Source organism: Klenkia sp. AC732 (genome assembly GCF_979256525.1).
This window is the reverse complement of the sequence record NZ_CEEDOS010000004.1, coordinates 102,266-117,842: the sequence shown is the minus strand read 5'-3', so window position 1 is coordinate 117,842 and position 15,577 is coordinate 102,266. Positions and strand designations below refer to the sequence as shown.

Sequence of the window (15,577 nt, the reverse complement as noted above, 5' to 3'; positions counted from 1 at the left end):
GAGTGTCACAGCTCCAGGACCAGCTTCGGGCAGGCCGCGCGCGAGACGCAGACGAACATCGTGTCGTTCGCGGCCTGCTCGTCGGGGGTGAGCAGGGAGTCGCGGTGGTCGACCTCGCCCTCCAGGACGACGGTCTCGCAGGTGCCGCAGGTGCCCTCCTGGCAGGAGGAGAGCACGCCGATGCCGGCGGCCTCGAGCACGGCCAGCACCGTCTCGTCCGGGCCGACGGTCAGGGTCGTCCCGCTGACCGACAGCTCCACCTCGAAGGAGCCGCTGCGCACCGGGGCGCCGACGTCCCTGGGCGCGAACCGCTCGACGTGCAGCGACCCGGCCGGCCAGGCGGCGCAGCGCTCCTCGACCGCGGCCAGCAGCGGCTCGGGTCCGCAGCAGTAGACCAGCGTGTCCGGCCGCGGGGTGCCCAGCAGGGCGTCCAGGTCCAGCAGCCCGACCTCGTCCTGCGGGTGGACGGTGCCCTCCAGCAGCCCCTCCAGCTCGGCGAGGAACGCCATGGACCTGCGGCTGCGGCCGCCGTAGTGCAGCTCCCACCCGGCGCCGGCGGCCCGGGCGGCGGCGGCCATCGGCAGGATCGGGGTGATCCCGATGCCGCCGGCGATGAACAGGTACTGCGGGGAGGGCGCCAGCTCGAAGTGGTTGCGCGGGCCCCTGACCTGCACGTCCATCGACTCCAGCAGCTGGTCGTGCACGTACGCCGACCCGCCGCGCCCGGCCGGCTCGCGGAGCACACCGATCCGCCAGACCGAGCGGTCGGCGGGGTCACCGCACAGCGAGTACTGCCGGGTCAGCTCCTCGGTGAGCTGCAGGTCGACGTGCGCGCCCGGGGCCCAGGCGGGCAGGTCCGCACCGGCCAGGTCGGCCAGCTCCAGGACGACGACGCCCTCGGCGCCCTCGGTCCGCCGGACCACCCGCAGCCGGAGGTCCTGCTCGGCCGCCGTCGTCTGCTCCTGGACGGCGGTCACGTGACGGCCCGCCGCTCGCCGGCCGCCTGCCACGGGTGCAGCACCCGGTGCGGCGGGGGCACGTGGGGTGCGGCGTCCTGGTCGGGCTCCGCGACCGCGGCCGGGTGGTCGGGGTGGGCCAGCAGCCAGTCCTGCAGGTTGATCGGGTCACCGGCCTCGGCCGAGGCGCCGCACGAGCACTCACCGACCAGCCGGTCGCTGCCGGGCAGCCAGGCAACCCGAGTGACCCGGTCGCCGTCCAGGACCCGGGTGGGGGTGGCCGTGGGGCCGGCGGGGACGGTCCTCATCGGGCCAGCGCCGCCGGGCTCTCGGGCACCCGCTCGGCACCCGCGGCGGCCTGCGCCGCGATGATCCGCCGCGCGGCCAGACCGCCGGTGTCGATGTTGATCGACAGCTCCTGGTAGCCGTCGGGCTCCCCGGCCAGCACCCGCTCCAGGGCGTCCAGGGCGTGCACGTCCTGCAGCACGACGGTGCGGTTGGACTCGGCCAGGTAGTCGCTCACGCCCTGGTCGTCGAGGGCGAAGTCGCGGGCCACGGCCCAGAAGTCGTGCGTGGAGTGCTCGGTCTCCGGGGTGATCGCGTAGACGACCTCGACGTGGAAGCCACCCGGGTCGCTGCCGTCCTCCTCGGGGAGCACGCCGACCGGGGCCACCCGGCTGTGCAGCAGGTACAAGCACGGCGGGTGGAACTCGATGTCCTGCCAGCGCACGATCCGGCCCTGGATGCCGGTGGAGTTCGCGTAGAACGGCGGGCAGTCGGCGTCGTCCATGTGCCGGGAGACGTAGACGACCTGGGCGTCCTCGTCGACCTCGGTGGTGATCGGGGTGTTCGCCACCTCCGGCGTCCCGATGTAGCCGCCGTGCAGGTACGTCTCGTGCGACAGGTCCATCAGGTTGTCCACCAGCAGGCTGGCCCGCGCCGCGAGCGGCTCCATGCCGCTGACGGTGGTGTACCCCTCCTGGTCCAGCCAGGGCGCCCGCGGGACCGGCACGGTGTCGCTGCGGTCGTCGTCACCGATGAACACCCAGACGAAGGTGTCCTGCTCGACCACCGGGTAGCTCTTGAGCCGCGCGGTGCGCGGGACGCGGGTCTGCCCGGGGACGGCGACGCACTTCCCGTCCGCGCCGTAGGTGAACCCGTGGTAACCGCAGACGACGGTGTCCCCGACCAGGTGGGAGGGCTTCTCGCTCAGCGGGAACCGGCGGTGCACGCACCGGTCGCTCATCGCGGTGACCGTGCCGTCCTCCCGCCGCCAGAAGAGGATCGACTCCCCGCACACCGTGCGACCGAACACCTCCCGGCCCACCTCGCGGCCGTAGGCGGCGACGTACCACTGGTTGCGGACGATCGAGGTCATGCGGGGTCCTCCTGGACGTCGACGGTGACGCGTCCAGGGTGACCGCAGTCACGGGCTGCCGGAACGCCCCTTCCACCCCTCGGAAGCCCCGCCCCCACCCGAGCAACGTCCGGTTCCCTGGGTCGACCCCCGCGCCCGGGTGTTCGCCCGCGCCACAGCACGGGCGGAGGGACGGCGGAGCGGCTGCACCTCTCGTCTCCGAGCGCATCCCACCCGTCCACACCGCCCGCTCCGTCCACAGATCCCGCGCACGACCCCGACGAAGGGGACGGCGACCCGACGATGCGCGCGTGACCACTCCACTCGCCGTCCCCTGGACCGTCCGAGCCCCGTCCGTCGTCCGCCTGGGCCTCTTCACGACCGAGGACCTCGCTGCCGCCGGTGTCTCGGAGCGGGAGGTGCGCACCGCGGTGCGTCGGCGTACGTGGGTCCGGCTGCGCACCGGCTGCTTCGTGACGGCGGCCCACCTGGAGGAGGTGTCGTCGTCCGGACGGGTGCGGGGCCTCGACGCGCTGGCGGTCCTGACCTCCCTCGGCCGGGACAGCTGCGTGCTCTCCCACGACACGGCGGCGTGGGTGTGGGGGCTCCCGCTGCCGGCCCGGGCGCCCCGCACCGTCCGGCTGACCGACCCTCTCCGCTGGCGGTCCGGACGGGGTTGGACGATGGGCCGGGCGAGGCTGCCCACGGACGAGGTGACGACGCGGGGCGTCTACCCGGTGACCACCCCGGCGCGGACTCTGGTCGACGTCGCCCGCTCCTGGTCCGAGATCGACGCGGTGGCCGCTGTGGACGACGCGCTGCGCCGGGGGCTGACGACGTCGGACGAGCTCGCCCGCACGTTGGAGCGTCAGGCCGTCGTCCCGCGCATCCCCCGCTCGCGCCGCGCCGTGGAGCTGGCCGACGGCCGCGCCGAGAGCTGGCTGGAGACCAAGGGGCGGCTGCGTTTCCACGCCGCCGGCCTCCCTGCCTTCCTCCCCCAGGTCGAGCTGTGGCTCGGGGACCGGCTCGTCAAGGTCGCTGACGGCTGGTACGAGGACCAGGCGCTGGCCGTGGAGCTGGACGGCCGGTCCAAGTACGTCTCGCCCCGCTTCGAGTCCGGCCCCACCCAGGTGCTGTTCCTGGAGAAGCGGCGCGAGGACCTGCTCCGGGCTCACGGGGTGCGGTTCGTCCGGCTGGTGGACGACGACCTCGGAACCGGGTGGGACGCCAGCGAGCAGCAGATCCGTCGGGCGTTGGCCCTGGCCGGTCCGGTCACTCGGACCTTCCGCGCCGTCCCTCGGACCCTGGAGCAGGTGCGGGCAGCCTCCGCCGTCCCGCACGGTGTCGAGCTGGGCCACGTCTCGGACGAGCTGAGCCTGCGGTGAGCGCGCCGGGCCGCCAGGCACCCCCGCACGCCCGGACGTCGAGCCGCGGCACGGCGCGGCGCAACGTCCGGTCCCCTGGGTCGCCCCGGGGAACCGGACGTTGAGCCAGCTGGCAGCGGGGGGCAGTCAGGCGCGTACGGCGGCGGCCCGGAGCTGGGCGCGCTGCACCTTGCCCGAGGCGGTGGTCGGCAGCTCGTCCACCAGGTGCCAGCGGCGGGGCACCTTGAAGGGGCTCAGCCGCTCCCGGCACCAGGCGTCCAGCTCGGCGGGGTCGATGTCGGCACCGGTGGGGACGACGAAGCCGACCACCAGCTCGCCCCACCGCGGGTCGGGGGCGCCCACCACGGCGGCCAGTGCGACGCCGGGGTGCGCGACGAGCACCTCCTCGACCTCGACGGGGGACACGTTCTCCCCGCCGGTCTTGAGCATGTCCTTGAGCCGGCCGACGACCCGGCAGTGCCCGGCCGGCGACATCTCGGCGAGGTCCCCGGTGTGCAGCCAGCCCTCGGGGTCGATGGCCTCGGCGGTGGCGACCGGGTCGTCGAGGTAGCCGCGGGTGATCCGCTCGCCGCGGACCCACAGCTCCCCCGGCGTGCCCGGCGGCAGCACCGCGCCGTCGGGGCCGGCGACGCGGACCTCGGTGCCGGCCAGCGGGGCGCCCACGGTGCCGGCCCGGACGTCGTCGGGGTCGGTGGGTGCGGTCTGCAGCACGGCACCGCACGTCTCGGTCATCCCGAAGGTGGTCGACAGCCGGGCCCCGAACGCCGTCTCCACCCGGTCGACGAACGCGGGGGTCACGGTCATCCCGCCGGTGAACAGCACCGCGAGGTCGGGCAGGTCGGGCACGCCGCGGGAGGCGAGCAGGTCCAGCAGGGTCGGCGCGGCCGACAGCATCGTCACCCGGCAGGCGGCCAGCACCTCCAGCACGGGGTCCGGCGCGAAGGGCAGCACCACGTGCTCGGCCCGCGCCCACAGCGCACCGACCACGCCGAGCACGTTGCCCGCGGTGTGGAACAGCGGCATCGGGTTGCACCAGACCCGGCCGGCGGTGGGTCCCAACCGGTCGGCGAACGCCGCCCCGGTGGCGACCATCCCGGCGTGGGTGATCCGCACGCCCTTGGCCCGGCCGGTGGTGCCGGAGGTGAACTGCACCTGGGCGAGGGTCTGCGGGTCCACGACCGGCAGCCGGCCGGGCACGGCCGACGGCAGCGCGGCCCGCCAGTCGGACCCGACCCGCAGCACGCGCACGCCCTGGACCGCGGCGCAGAGGTCGGCGACCGGGTTGCCGGCGACGTCCTCGGCGGCGACAGCCAGCCGGACGCCGGCCAGGCCCAGCGCGTGCGCGACCTCGGCGGGGCGGGACCGCGGGTTGACCGGCACCAGGGTCATCCCGGCCAGTGCGACCCCGAGCTGCACCAGCACCGGCGCCGGGCCATTGCCCAGGCAGGTGGCGATGCGGTCCCCCGGCGCGGCCAGCTCCAGCAGCCCGGCGGCCAGCGCCGAGGCGTCGGCCAGCAGCTCCGCCGCCGTCCAGCTCTCGCCGGTCCCGGGCGTGCGCAGCAGCACGTCGTCGGGACCCTGCCGGGCGGCCCGGCGGAGGACGTCGCCGACGACGTCCTCCGCCAGGTGCACGGCCGGTGCCCGCAGCTCGCTGGTCACGAGCGCGGGCACCGCTCAGCCGCCGTAGGAGAAGGACTCGGCGCTGGGGCCGCTGACCTGGTCGAGCAGCTCCAGGCCGGCGTCGGCGTCCGCGCTGACCTTGGAGATGAACACCGTCGTCGTCGGCGACTGGCCGGCGTTCGAGTAGTCCAGACCGTCGGGCAGCAGGCCCTCGGTGTCGACCGAGGAGCTCTCGCCCAGCGCCGCGACGACGCCCTCGGGGGTCAGGTCGCCGGACTCGCAGGCACCGTCCAGCGCCTGCTTGAGCAGCTCGGCCTGCACGTAGGCCAGCGGGACCTCCCAGCCCACGGCGCCGTCCGGGTCGGCCTCGGCGTACAGGTCGTTGGCGGCCTGGACGCCGGGGGCCTCGGTGTTGGCGTAGGGCGAGATGCTGGTGATCGAGTAGGCGTTGGCCAGCAGCGCGTCGGCGGCCGGGGTGGTCAGCAGCGAGGGGTTGAACGTCGGGTTCATCCCGATGATCGGGACGTCGGCGCCCTGCGAGGACAGCACGCCGGCCAGCGAGGCGAACTGGGTGGGCGCGGCGGCGAGGACGACACCGGCGACGTCGGCCTGGGCCAGCGCGGAGGCCTGCGCGGACAGGTCGGTGGTCTGCGAGGTGATCTCCTGGGCCACGATCTCCACGCCGCGCTCCTCGGCGGCGTGCTCGGCACCGGCCAGGGAGTCCCCGCCGTAGTCGCCGGCGAAGTAGACGACGCCGATGCTCGAGCCCTCGGCGACGCCCAGCTCGTCGATCATGTAGTCCACGGCGTTCGCGGCCTGGACGGCGTTGGAGGCACCGGGCAGCTGGTTGTTCGGGTAGGCCAGCGCGGAGCCGGCCCAGCCGACGCCGCCGACGTAGACGTCGTCCTGCTCGGCCAGCGGCAGCACCGCGGAGCTGGTCGGGCCGCCGAGCACCTGCTGCAGCGCGATGACGTCGGGGGCCATCGAGCGGTAGAGGGTCACCGCGCGCTGCGGGTCGTAGCCGTGGTCCTGCACGTCCACGGTGACGTCGCGGCCACACACCCCGCCGTCGGCGTTGACCTGGTCCCAGTAGGCCTGGGTCTCGGTCACCTGCACCGCGGCACCGGCGGCGAAGGGCCCGGAGAGGTCGGTGAGCATCCCGATGGTGATCTCCGAGTCGGTCACCCCGTTGCCGGTGGCGACGTCGTCGGACCCGCCGCCGCCCTCGGCGGACGGCGCCGTGGTGCTGCAGGCGGCCAGGGCCAGGAGCGTGACCGCCGCGGCGGACAGCGCGGAGGCGCGGGGCAGGTGCTTCATCGGGTGGTCTCCTTCGACCGGGGGGTGGTGACGGCGACCGGGCGGTCGCCGTCATCGGGGGTGCGGGGTGCGGGGGGTGCGGCAGGGGTGGAGGTGCGCTGCCGCAGCCGGCGGGCGGCGCCGGCCAGGCCGCCGCGGAGGAACACCAGGACGGCGATGATCGCCAGCCCGTAGACGATCCGGGAGGCGGTCGAGGGGTCCAGGCCGCCGGAGCCGGGGGCGGCCAGGAAGGGCAGCGCGGAGCTGTACTGGGCCAGCACCAGCGGCAGCGCGGTGACGAAGAGCGCGCCGACGACGGCGCCGGTGACCGAGCCCAGCCCGCCGAGCACGATCATCACCAGGAAGTCGACCGACGCGGTGAGCCCGAAGACGTCGGGGGCGACCCGGCCGTAGGCCAGCGCGAGCATCGCCCCGGCGAGGCCGGCGTAGCCCGAGGACACGACGAACGCCGAGGCCTTGACCTGGGCCACGCCGACGCCCATCGCGGCCGCGGCGGTCTCGGAGTCCCGGACGTTGGCCCAGGCCCGGCCGGTGCGCCCGGCCCGCAGGTTCGACGCCAGCCACCAGGCGGCCACGGCGAGGACCAGGAACAGGTACCAGAGCCGGTGCAGGCCCTCGAACTCGACGCCGGCGACGGCCAGGTAGTCGGGGTCGCGGTTGCTGAAGCTGAACCCGCCGAGCGCGAAGGACTCGACCGACCGGCCCGTGAACCCGCCGGTCCAGTCCGAGAGGTTGACCAGCAGGTGCCGGACGACGAAGACCAGCCCCAGCGTGGCCAGGCCCAGGTAGATGCCCCGCAGCCGGCCGGCGACCGGGGAGAACGCGGCCCCCACCAGCGCGGCGACGCCGACGGCCAGCACCAGGCCGAGCACCGGCGGCAGCCCGAGTCCGGTGACCGACGTCGTCGTCTCCCCGGTGGTGTAGGCGTAGACGTAGGCGCCGATCGCGGCGAACGCCGCGTGCCCCAGGGACAGCTGCCCGGCCACGCCGACCAGCAGGGTCAGCCCGACGGCGCCGATGGCCGCGGCCATCACGAACAGCCCGGTCTGCAGCCAGAAGTCGCTGAGCACCAGCGGGAGCGCGAGGGCGACGAGCACCAGCACCGCCCCGCCGGCCTTACGCGGGAGCTCAGACACGGACGGCCTCCTTGCTGCCCAGCAGGCCCGAGGGCCGCACGAGCAGGACGACGATCATGACGACGTAGGGCGCGACCTCGCCGAAGCCGGTGCCCAGGAAGGGCTCCAGCTCGGCCTCGTAGCCGGTGACCAGTGCGCTGGTCAGGCCGATGACCAGGCCGCCGACGACGGCGCCGGGCACCGAGTCGAAGCCGCCGAGCACCCAGGCCGGGATGGCCGCGAAGGCGCTGAGCGCGACGGTGGGGGCGACCCCGGGTGCCGGGAAGGAGGTCAGGAAGACCCCGGCGACGGCGGCCAGCACACCGGCCAGCGCCCAGCCGGTGGCCGCCGTCCGGGAGAGCCGGATGCCCATCAGCGAGGCGGTCGGCCCGTCGGCGGCCGCGGCGCGCATGCCCACGCCCAGGTCGGTGCGGCTGAACAGGTACCAGAGCCCGGCGAAGGCCACGACCGTGACGCCGGCGGCCAGCACCCGCCCGGTGGGCAGCGAGACGTCGCCGAACCGGACCACCGAGGCGCCCCACGGCGCGCCCAGGGTGAGCACCTGGTTGCCGATCCGCCGGGTGAGCTCGGTGAGCAGCACGATGTCGACGCCCAGCATGAGGATCGCCGCGGTGTCGGGCTTGCGGTCGGCCAGGTTGCGCACCAGGACGGCGTTGATCAGCACCCCGGTGACCGCGGAGCCGGCCATCCCGACGAGCACCGCGGGCCAGAAGCCGATCGTCGGGTGCAGCACGGCGACCAGGTAGGCGCCCAGCAGCACCACGGAGCCGTGCGCGAAGTTCAGCACCCCGGTGGAGGTGAAGACGATGGCGAACCCGGCGGCGATGAGGCTGAGCACCAGGCCGTAGGACAGGCCGTTGAGCACCTGCTCGAGGAGGTAGCTCATGCCGCAGCCGCTCCCAGGTAGGCCCGCAGCACCTCGGGGTCGCGTTGCACGGCGGCCGGGGTCCCCTCGGCGATCTTCTTGCCGAAGTCCAGGACGGTGACCTGCTCGGCCAGCCCCATGACGAAGGGCATGTCGTGCTCGACCAGCACGATCGACAGGCCCAGGTCCCGGCGGACCTGGCGGATGGTCTCGGCCATCTCCTGGCTCTCCCCGTGGGTCATCCCGGCGACCGGCTCGTCGAGCAGCAGCAGCGAGGGCCGTGCGGCCAGCGCGCGGCCCATCTCGACCCGCTTGCGGTCGCCGTAGGCCAGCGTGTGCACCGGGGTGCGCAGCAGCGCGCCGATGCCCAGCAGCTCGGCGATGCCGGCGACGGTCTCCCGGTGCTCGCGCTCCTCCCGGCGGGCCCGCGGGGAGCGGAACGCCCCGGACAGCACCCCGGCACGCATCAGCCGGTGCCGGCCGACCAGCAGGTTGTCCTCGACGGTGTCCTCGAGGGCGAGGGAGATGTTCTGGAAGGTGCGGGCGACCCCGAGGCCCGCGACCCGGTGCGCGGGCAGCGCCGTCAGCTCGGCGTCCCCGTAGTGCACCGCCCCCTCGGTGGCCCGGTAGGCCCCGCCCAGGACGTTGACCAGGGTGGACTTGCCGGCGCCGTTGGGGCCGATGAGGGCGTGCACGGTGCCGGGCTCGACGGTGAAGGACACCTCCGACAGCGCGGTGATCCCACCGAAGCGCACGGTCAGGCCCTCGACCCGCAGCCGCTGCGGGGGCTCGGCGGTCGGGATCGCCGGCTCGCTCTCGACCACCTCGGTGGCCACGACCGGGACGGCGACGCCCAGGTACCGCTCCTGCACCTCGTCGCTGGCGGCCAGCTCGGCGGCCGGGCCCGACGCGGTCACCCGGCCGATCTCCAGCACGGAGGCGGCGTCGGCGACCCGCAGGCCCATCACCGCGTTCTGCTCGATGAGCAGCACGGCGGTGCCCTGCCGGTTGATCTCGGTGACGATCTCGCCGATCTGGTCGACCAGCAGCGGGGCCAGCCCCAGGCTGGGCTCGTCGAGCAGCAGCAGGCGCGGGGACACCATCAGCGCCCGGCCCATGGCCAGCATCTGCTGCTGGCCGCCGGAGAGCAGGCCGCCGGGCTGGTCGCGGCGCTCGGCGAGGATCGGGAAGAGGTCGAACACCCGGTCCCGGGCCTCGGCGCGGGCTGCGGCGTCGCGGACGGTGTAGCCGCCGGCGCGCAGGTTCTCCGCCACGGTCAGGTCGCGGAAGACCCGGCGTCCCTCGGGGACCTGGACGAGCCCACGGCGGACGACGGCGGCGGTGTCCAGCCCGGCGAGGTCCTCCCCGGCGAACCGCACGGTGCCGCCGGTGACGCTGCCGCCGTAGGAGTCCAGGGCGCGGGACACCGCCCGCAGCAGCGAGGTCTTCCCCGCCCCGTTGGAGCCCAGCACCGCGACGACCTGACCCTCGCCCACGGTCAGCGAGACGTCCGACAGCGCGGTGATGGTGCCGTCGTAGACGACGTCGAGGTGCTCGACGGTGAGCAGGGGCGGGGACATCGACGTCCTCCAGGTCGGCCGGGCGGACCACGGACGGCAACGGTGCCGTGGTCCAGGTCACGCAGAAGTTAGAGAACCAGTCGACGTACGTCAAGCAAGTGTCTAGCTTTGCCGACACCCGGGACGACTGTGCTGGGATCGGCACAACACCGGGAGGTCGACATGGGCGGGGCACTGCACGCGGTGGACGACGCCTTCGAGGCCTCGGTGACCCCCGGCCCGGCCGTCGGGCACCGGCCGCAGTCGCTGCTGCTGTCGATCCTGGGCGCGGTCGTGCTGGACACCGGCCTGCCGCCACTGCCCTCCTCGACGCTGCTGGACCTGCTCGCCGACCTCGGGGTGGCCGAGGCCGCCGGCCGCGCCACGCTCAAGCGGATGACCCAGCGCGGCCTGCTCGGCCGCACCCAGGTGGGCCGGACCGCGGAGTACGCGCTGACCCCGCTGGCCCAGGACGTGCTGCGCGAGGCCGAGGCCCGGGTGGCGTCGGCCTCGCCGTTCAGCCACCCCGAGGGCGAGTGGACGCTGTTGAGCTACTCGGTGCCCGAGAGCCGCCGGGACCTGCGACACCGGGTGCGGTCCCGGCTGACCTGGGCCGGGTTCGGCGGGCTGCGCGACGGCCTGTGGATCGCCCCGGGCACCGTCGACGTCGCCGCGGTGCTGGGCCGCTCGGACCTGGCCGAGGCCGCCGGGCTGGCCGACGCCTTCGCCGCCCGGGTGCTGCCGGGCACCGACGTGGGGGCGCTGGTGCACCGGGCCTGGGACGTGCCGGCCGTGCGGGCCGCGCACACCGCGTTCGTCGAGACCTGGGGCCGTCCGCCGCGGGTCTCGGGGTCGCTGGCCCAGCTCACCCTGCTGGGTGCGGACTGGCTGGCGCTGCTGCGCACCGACCCGGGCCTGCCGGGGTCGGTGCTGGGCGAGGACTGGCCGGCCGCGGCCAGCACCGCGACCTACCGGCGGGTCTTCGACGCCCTCGAGCCCGCCGCCACCGCTGCACTGCACCGCGCGCTGCGCGCGGCCGGCCGGACGGTCTGAACCCCCCTCAGCCCGGGGCCGCCGCGCTCCAGATCCGCGTCAGCATGTCCCGCAGCCGCTCCCGCTCGGCCTCCCCGAGCAGGGCCAGCGGGGTCTCCACCGCCGCGTCCGCCGCAGCACCCGCGGCCTCCCGGACCCGCCGGCCCGCGGCCGTGGCGACCACCAGCCGGGTGCGCCGGTCGGCCGGGTCCGGACGGCGCTCGACCAGCCCGCCGGTCTCCAGCTCGTCGACCAGCAGCACGACCTGGGAGGGGTCCAGGCCCAGCGCCGCGGCCAGCTCCCGCTGGGTCGAGCCGTCGTCGGACTCGCAGGCCAGCACCAGCACCGAGTACTGGCGGACCCGCAGCCCGTGCTCGGCCAGGGCGGTGTTCGTGGCCCGGACGACGAGCCCGCTGGCGCGGGACAGCAGGAAACCCAGGTCGTCGGCCAGCGGCTGACCCATGGCGCACCTCCATCGTTGACAACCTCCACGATACCGCCCTACGGTCCGCGGACCACCCACCACTCGATGAGGAGAACCCGTGGAGCTGACCGGCAAGGTCGCCGTCGTCACCGGATCCGGCCGGGGCCTCGGCCTCGCCTACGCCCAGGAGCTCGCCCGCCGCGGGGCGGCCGTCGTCGTCAACGACGTCGACGGCGACGTCGCGCAGGCCGCCGTGGACTCGATCACCGCCGCCGGGGGCAGCGCCGTCGCCGAGGTCGTGCCGGTCGGCTCCAGCGAGGCCGCGCAGGCCCTGGTCGACCGCGCCGTGACCGAGTTCGGCCGGCTGGACGTGCTGGTCAACAACGCCGGCATCCTGCGCGACACCACGCTGTGGAAGATGACCGACGAGCAGTTCGACGCCGTCGTCACCACGCACCTGCGCGGCACCTTCACCTGCACCCGGGCTGCAGCGGTGAAGCTGCGCGAGCAGGGCGAGGGCGGCCGCATCATCTGCATCGGCTCCCCCACCGGCCAGGTCGGCAACTTCGGCCAGACCAACTACGCCGCCGCCAAGGCCGGCATCGTCGGCATGGTGCGCACCTGGGCGATGGAGCTGGCCCGGGCGCAGATCACCGTGAACGCCGTCGTCCCGGTCGCGGCCACCGCGATGACCGAGACGGTGCCCTTCCTGGAGCCCTACGTGACCGCGCTGAAGAACGGCGACCCGCTGCCGCCCTACGCCCGCAAGCAGCTGGGCTTCGGCTCGGCGCAGGACGTCGCCGGGCTCATCGCCTTCCTGGCCTCCGACGAGGCGGCCGGGATCACCGGGCAGGCCATCGGGATCGGCGGCGACCGGCTGGCGCTGTGGACCCACCCGGTGGAGACCGTCGTGGAGTTCGCCGACGGCACCGGCTGGTCGGCCGAGGCGATCGCCGACGTGTGGGGCCCGGCGTTCGAGGCCTCGAAGCAGACCGTCGGCCAGCAGTTCGAGCCGGAGTCCTGAGATGGCCCTGCAGCTGGACCTCGACGCCCTGGTCGCCATCGACGTGCACACCCACGTGCACGCCGACACCCACGGCCACCTGGCCCTGGACGACGAGCTCAACGAGGCGGCGTCGAAGTACTTCAAGGGCGACCCCTACGACCCCACCGTCCCCGACATCGCCGCCGACTACCGGGCCAAGAACATGGCCGCGGTCGTGTTCACCGTGGACATCGAGCACGCCACCGGGCACCCGGCGCTGAGCAACGAGGAGATCGCCGACCTCGCGGCGCAGCACCCCGACGTCCTCATCCCGTTCGGCTCGGTCGACCCGGCCCGCGGGGCCAAGGGCATCGCGCTGGCCCGCAAGCTCGTGGAGCAGCACGACGTCCGCGGGTTCAAGTTCCACCCCTCGATCCAGGCCTTCGAGCCCAACGACCGGGCGGTCTACCCGCTCTACGAGGAGCTGCAGAGCCTCGGCGTCCCGGCGCTGTTCCACACCGGGCAGACCGGGATCGGCGCGGGCCTGCCGGGCGGGCGCGGGATCAAGCTGCGCTACTCCGACCCGATGCTGCTCGACGACGTCGCCGCCGACTTCCCGGGCCTCACGATCATCATGGCGCACCCCTCGGTGCCCTGGCAGGACAGCGCGATCTCCATCGCCACGCACAAGGCCAACGTCTACATCGACCTGTCGGGCTGGTCGCCGAAGTACTTCCCGCCGCAGCTGGTCAAGGCCGCCAACGGCCTGCTCAAGCGCAAGGTGCTCTTCGGGTCGGACTACCCGCTGCTGCGGCCGGAGCGCTGGATGGCCGACTTCGAGACCCTGGACATCAAGCCCGAGGTCAAGCCGCTGATCTTCAAGGAGAACGCGATCCGGGCCCTGGGGCTCCGGTGAGGGACCAGGGCCTCGGGTCCTGGCCCGAGCGCCGGCTGGCGATCTCCCCGGAGAAGCCGGCGCTGTGGTTCGAGGGGACGACGTCGACCTACCGCGACCTCGCCCTGCAGGTCCGGCGCACCGCGGGGGCCCTGCACGACCTCGGCGTCCGCCGGGGTGACCGGGTCGCCTGGCTGGGCGCCAACCACCCCACCGCGCTGCACCTGCTCTACGCCTGCGGCCAGCTCGGCGCGGTGTGGGTGCCGGTGAACGCCCGGCTCTCGCCCCCGGAGGCCCGGTACGTCCTGGAGCACTCCGGTGCCTCGGTCGTCGTCCACGGCCGCGAGCACGGGACGACGGCCGACGTCCTGGCCGAGCAGCTGCCCGGCGTCGCGCACTGGGCCGCCGCCGAGGCGCCGCTCGAGGGTGGCGCCGCCTCCCTGGACTGGCCGGCACTGGTCGCGGCGGCCGAGCCGGTGCGCCGGGACGAGGCCGTCACGCACGACGACGTCTGCCTGGTCATGTACACCTCGGGCACCACCGGGAAGCCCAAGGGCGCGACCCTCACCCACGGCAACATGACCTGGGCCTGCCTCAACCAGGTGCTCGGGTTCGACTTCACCGGCGACGAGCGCACGCTCGGGCTGGCCCCGCTGTTCCACATCGGCGGGCTCAACGGCTCGGTCAACCCGACCCTGCTGCGCGGTGGGTGCGTCGTCCTGGTCCGCGGGTTCGACCCGGCCGCCACCCTGCAGGTGGTCGCCGAGCAGCGGGTGACCTCGTTCTTCGCCGTCGCCACGATGCTCGACGCGATGAGCAAGCAGCCGGGCTTCGGCACGCTGGACCTCACCGCGCTGCGCACCGTGGCCGCCGCCGGCGCGCCCCTGCCCCTGCCGCTGCTGCGCACCTGGCTGGACCGCGGAGTGACCGTGCAGCAGGCCTACGGCATGACCGAGTCCGCCCCGGCCGGCACGGTGCTGGACAGCGCCGACGCCGTCGCCAAGGTCGGTTCGGCCGGCAAGCAGCAGTTCTTCGTCGACCTGAAGGTGGTGCGGCCCGACGGCACGGAGTGCGACCCCGGCGAGGTCGGCGAGGTGCTGCTGAGCGGCCCCAACCTGATGCAGGGCTACTGGGACGCCCCCGAGGCGACCGCCGCCGTGCTGGTCGACGGCTGGTACCACTCCGGCGACGCCGGCTCCACCGACGCGGACGGCTACCTCTACATCCGCGACCGGTACAAGGACATGATCATCTCCGGCGGGGAGAACGTGTACCCGGCCGAGGTGGAGTCCACGATGCTGGAGCTGCCCGAGGTGTCCGAGGTCGCCGTCATCGGCGTGCCGGACCCGCGCTGGGGCGAGGTCGGCCTGGCCGTCGTCGTCCCCACCCCCGGGGCGGTGCAGGACCCCGAGGCGCTGCGCGCCGCGCTGCGGGAGAAGCTGGCCGGGTTCAAGGTGCCCAAGCAGGTGCGGTTCGTGACCGAGCTGCCCAAGACCGCCACCGGCAAGATCCGCAAGCCCGACCTGAGATCCACGTACTCACCGAGGAGTGACGCATGACCACCACCACGACGATCGCCGAGATCGCCGGCCTCCAGGGCACCGAGCTGGGCACCAGCGACTGGTACGAGATCACCCAGGAGGCGGTCAACACCTTCGCCGACGCCACCGGTGACCACCAGTGGATCCACGTCGACGTCGAGCGGGCCAAGGCCGAGAGCCCCTTCGGCGGGCCGATCGCCCACGGGTTCATGACCCTCTCGCTGGCCGTCCCGCTGGCCACCGCGACGTACACGATCAGCGACGCGGTGATGGGCGTGAACTACGGGCTCAACAAGGTCCGCTTCCCCGCGCCGGTCCCGGTCGGCTCGCGGGTGCGGGCGACGACCACGCTGAAGTCCGTCGAGGAGGTCGCCGGCGGGGTGCAGAACACGATCTCGGTCGTCATCGAGCGCGAGGGCGGCGACAAGCCGGTCTGCATCGCCGAGTGGGTCACCCGCGCGTACGGCGCCCCCGCCTCCTGAGGAACGGCCTGGCTGCCCCCCCA

Annotated in this window: 14 protein-coding genes and 1 pseudogene; 6 read left to right on the top strand and 9 right to left on the bottom strand. The window is 74.3% G+C overall.

The genetic code is table 11. The features are described 5' to 3' along the window. Nucleotides 1-5: 5 nt before the first annotated feature. From AC0IVP_RS03175 to AC0IVP_RS03165, 3 genes and pseudogenes are all read right to left on the bottom strand, one after another. Nucleotides 6-1,013, bottom strand: a pseudogene (locus AC0IVP_RS03175) (PDR/VanB family oxidoreductase); the annotation flags it as partial. Next, complete coding sequence (locus AC0IVP_RS03170; protein WP_471754480.1) at nt 974-1,264, bottom strand: hypothetical protein; 291 nt, start codon at nt 1,262-1,264, stop codon at nt 974-976. The gene AC0IVP_RS03170 and the pseudogene AC0IVP_RS03175, both read right to left, overlap by 40 nt. Next, entirely contained in the window at nt 1,261-2,334 is a 1,074-nt protein-coding gene (locus tag AC0IVP_RS03165; RefSeq protein WP_471754478.1) for a Rieske 2Fe-2S domain-containing protein, read from the bottom strand. Before AC0IVP_RS03165 ends, AC0IVP_RS03170 begins: the two co-directional genes overlap by 4 nt. A 290-nt stretch (nt 2,335-2,624) precedes the next feature. Here AC0IVP_RS03165 and AC0IVP_RS03160 point away from each other — a divergent pair, with 290 nt between their 5' ends. Then, nucleotides 2,625-3,698 carry a type IV toxin-antitoxin system AbiEi family antitoxin domain-containing protein gene (locus AC0IVP_RS03160; RefSeq protein WP_056294517.1) on the top strand — a complete coding sequence of 358 codons (1,074 nt, stop codon included), beginning with the start codon at nt 2,625-2,627 and terminating at the stop codon, nt 3,696-3,698. 126 nt (nt 3,699-3,824) lie between these two features. Here AC0IVP_RS03160 and AC0IVP_RS03155 read toward each other — a convergent pair whose 3' ends face one another. The 5 genes from AC0IVP_RS03155 to AC0IVP_RS03135 are packed head-to-tail and all read right to left on the bottom strand — an operon-like array spanning nt 3,825 to nt 10,216. After that, nucleotides 3,825-5,369: a class I adenylate-forming enzyme family protein gene (locus AC0IVP_RS03155; RefSeq protein ID WP_471754476.1), complete on the bottom strand. Its 1,545-nt coding sequence runs from the start codon at nt 5,367-5,369 to the stop codon at nt 3,825-3,827. A 3-nt stretch (nt 5,370-5,372) separates the two neighbouring features. Then, the gene (locus AC0IVP_RS03150; protein WP_471754474.1) at nt 5,373-6,635 is read right to left on the bottom strand and encodes an ABC transporter substrate-binding protein; all 1,263 of its coding nucleotides are present in this window, start codon (nt 6,633-6,635) and stop codon (nt 5,373-5,375) included. Further along, nucleotides 6,632-7,771, bottom strand: a complete 1,140-nt coding sequence (locus AC0IVP_RS03145; RefSeq protein WP_471754472.1) for a branched-chain amino acid ABC transporter permease — start codon at nt 7,769-7,771, stop codon at nt 6,632-6,634. Before AC0IVP_RS03145 ends, AC0IVP_RS03150 begins: the two co-directional genes overlap by 4 nt. Further along, a complete protein-coding gene (locus AC0IVP_RS03140) occupies nt 7,764-8,657 on the bottom strand; it encodes a branched-chain amino acid ABC transporter permease (RefSeq protein ID WP_056294529.1) in 894 nt (297 codons plus the stop codon). Before AC0IVP_RS03140 ends, AC0IVP_RS03145 begins: the two co-directional genes overlap by 8 nt. Next, the gene (locus AC0IVP_RS03135; RefSeq protein ID WP_471754470.1) at nt 8,654-10,216 is read right to left on the bottom strand and encodes an ATP-binding cassette domain-containing protein; all 1,563 of its coding nucleotides are present in this window, start codon (nt 10,214-10,216) and stop codon (nt 8,654-8,656) included. The genes AC0IVP_RS03140 and AC0IVP_RS03135 overlap by 4 nt, the downstream gene beginning before the upstream one ends. A gap of 162 nt (nt 10,217-10,378) precedes the next feature. On the opposite strand from AC0IVP_RS03135, the gene AC0IVP_RS03130 reads away from it, so the two are divergent. Beyond that, nucleotides 10,379-11,248 carry a PaaX family transcriptional regulator gene (locus AC0IVP_RS03130; protein ID WP_471754468.1) on the top strand — a complete coding sequence of 290 codons (870 nt, stop codon included), beginning with the start codon at nt 10,379-10,381 and terminating at the stop codon, nt 11,246-11,248. Nucleotides 11,249-11,255: 7 nt separating this feature from the next. Here AC0IVP_RS03130 and AC0IVP_RS03125 read toward each other — a convergent pair whose 3' ends face one another. Next, nucleotides 11,256-11,690: a MarR family winged helix-turn-helix transcriptional regulator gene (locus tag AC0IVP_RS03125; protein ID WP_471754466.1), complete on the bottom strand. Its 435-nt coding sequence runs from the start codon at nt 11,688-11,690 to the stop codon at nt 11,256-11,258. A gap of 79 nt (nt 11,691-11,769) precedes the next feature. On the opposite strand from AC0IVP_RS03125, the gene AC0IVP_RS03120 reads away from it, so the two are divergent. Genes AC0IVP_RS03120 through AC0IVP_RS03105 form a run of 4 tightly spaced genes read left to right on the top strand, consistent with a single transcriptional unit; the run spans nt 11,770 to nt 15,554 of the window. Beyond that, nucleotides 11,770-12,675, top strand: coding sequence for an SDR family NAD(P)-dependent oxidoreductase (locus tag AC0IVP_RS03120; RefSeq protein ID WP_471754464.1), 906 nt, complete (start codon nt 11,770-11,772; stop codon nt 12,673-12,675). 13 nt (nt 12,676-12,688) lie between these two features. Continuing rightward, on the top strand, nt 12,689-13,552 hold the full coding sequence (locus tag AC0IVP_RS03115) for an amidohydrolase family protein (RefSeq protein WP_471754542.1): 864 nt from the start codon (nt 12,689-12,691) through the stop codon (nt 13,550-13,552). Further along, on the top strand, nt 13,549-15,090 hold the full coding sequence (locus tag AC0IVP_RS03110; RefSeq protein ID WP_471754462.1) for an acyl-CoA synthetase: 1,542 nt from the start codon (nt 13,549-13,551) through the stop codon (nt 15,088-15,090). The genes AC0IVP_RS03115 and AC0IVP_RS03110 overlap by 4 nt, the downstream gene beginning before the upstream one ends. Next, complete coding sequence (locus AC0IVP_RS03105; RefSeq protein WP_056294546.1) at nt 15,087-15,554, top strand: MaoC family dehydratase; 468 nt, start codon at nt 15,087-15,089, stop codon at nt 15,552-15,554. Before AC0IVP_RS03110 ends, AC0IVP_RS03105 begins: the two co-directional genes overlap by 4 nt. The last annotated feature ends 23 nt before the right edge of the window (nt 15,555-15,577 follow it).